This window comes from Argonema antarcticum A004/B2 (assembly GCF_023333585.1).
Classification (GTDB): Bacteria; Cyanobacteriota; Cyanobacteriia; order Cyanobacteriales; family Aerosakkonemataceae; genus Argonema; species Argonema antarcticum.
The window spans coordinates 1-1957 of the sequence record NZ_JAIQZN010000220.1; the positions used below are offsets into that span (position 1 = coordinate 1).

At 40.5% G+C, this 1957-nt stretch carries 2 protein-coding genes; both read left to right on the forward strand.

Annotated features, from left to right (window positions below; all coding sequences use genetic code 11):
• Positions 1–660: 660 nt before the first annotated feature.
• Complete coding sequence (locus LAY57_RS35450) at positions 661–1524, forward strand: hypothetical protein (RefSeq protein ID WP_249072164.1); 864 nt, start codon at positions 661–663, stop codon at positions 1522–1524.
• The coding region (locus LAY57_RS35455; RefSeq protein WP_249072166.1) for a hypothetical protein at positions 1524–1957 on the forward strand (434 nt) is incomplete at its 3' end. The genes LAY57_RS35450 and LAY57_RS35455, both read left to right, overlap by 1 nt.

A 1957-nucleotide genomic window follows, 5' to 3' on the forward strand; every position in this document is an offset into this window, starting at 1 on the left:
GGTGCGATCGCTATTTTTGACACAGATGCTTCCATTCCCAAGTCCCACCCACCTACTCCGGCCAATAGGCTGATTGCTTGGGGTTTTTGTTTTAGTTGATGTGCTACTGCGGGTCTTGTTAACATAGGATTTCATCCCTTCTGGGGAGTTATCAACAGCCAGCGCTGCGAAGTTGAGAGGACGTCGGCGCTGGATTGTTGTTTAGGGGATAACAACCAGGCTAAAAGCCTGTTGGCTCAGGCTTTTAGCCTGGTTAGCCTCAAAAAAGATGCCAGCTTATTCACAGCCTTATTGACAACGAGCGGGTTGACGAGAGAGCCTAAAACTGGCTTAATACGTTGCCCTGTCTCCACATAGGCTCTCTCGTCAGCCGATATGTTAAGAGCAGTACAAAAGCTGAAACTATTGTCATTCATAGGTTATAGCTTGCTTGTCACCCCCTGAAGGATTGTTGTTTAATTGGGTTTTTTTGTTTACAGTTCTAAATAAATGAGACTGTGAGATTTTCATGAGTAACACGAATAACGTATTACTCGGTTATCATTAATTATCTCTAGTCCCTCTGAAAAGTCAAGCTGGGTTTCGTAAATTTTTATGAAAAGTGCAAAAATCGAGTTATGACAGATCTGTTACGGAGCGGACTAAACAGCGAGGAAGTACGTGGCAAGACCCAAGAAAGAAGATCATCCGGATCGTCTAGAGCGGTGGGCAGCTTTGCTAAACCATCTCAAGCAGCAAATTGAAGGTTCTCTGGATGAGCAGCATAAAAATGAGCTTCTTTTGCGCTTTTTAAGCCGAAATGCCTCGGACTTAATAGCTTCGCTGACATCTGTAGAACGTTGGTTGGCTGGAGCGCAGTTGCCTAGCCCCACTACTCGTGCTTCAGTAGCATCTGCTTTGGGTATTTCCAAGTTAATTCTGGATGGTTTTCTGTTTAAAGGAATTCCAAACTGGGAAGAGTTAAGCCGGATGCTTCCGTCTGTTTCTCAAGAATACAAAAGTCCTTCCAGTTTGGATATTGGACTAATAGATACTAGAAATGAGAACAGCTTACTACGCTTAGTTAAGTTGTTAGTTTCTTATTTATCTTTATCAAGCTTAGTAGAAGTTAGAGATTCTGTTAGTAATCAGATTACTGAAGAAATATCTCGGCTAAAATTAAATATTTCGTCTTCTTATCCACATCATCCCTTGCAACTTATTATTCAAGAAAATTGTATCCGTTCAGGCGGCAGTGAACGATTTATAGAAACTGTACTGAGCAGAGAATCTAAAGACCTAAACCGTTCCAGTGTGTTAGATATCGTTACGGGTTTGCGCCTGCCAACCCAAAAAGAACTAAAAGCTTTATCCTTTTATTTGAAGGATGAAGAAGGAAATTACTATCCTCATGAAATTTTAGCTATATTACTTTCACATAGATTAGAGTCAAGAAGTTTGTTAAACCACGATAATATTAACTTAAAATCTAAAGAATATTTTGAAAAAACAGAGAATGGTGCTAATCACGAAGGAGAAAATTGATGGATGGTGCATGTGATTTGTCCAAGGAGTTTATAGCGGCGACAGAATCCTGGTTTTATCAATCTCTACTAAATATTGTTTCACCTCCACTAAAAGAATTACTTCTTTGTGTCAGACTAAAGAGGGTGTCTGGAGTGGCTCCAAATATAAAACTAGAGATTCATTGTACTTCTATGGAGCTAGTTTTTAAATTGTGGGACAGGGTTGAGGAAATTGCCTTAGCACTCTATAAGCTTAGACCTAAATTAGGACAATCCCTCTTACCGCATTTTGTATTCTACTTTCAGGGTCAGCCTGCTTCCCCTTTGGTTAATCCTCTAGTAATGTTAAGCGTATTAGCTGAGGAGGCTAACCAGCTGGGGGGGAGACAACAAGCTGTAAAACCCTTACTGCGTGCGGGTTTTACAGCTTGTTGTCAAAAAAAAATAGGTCT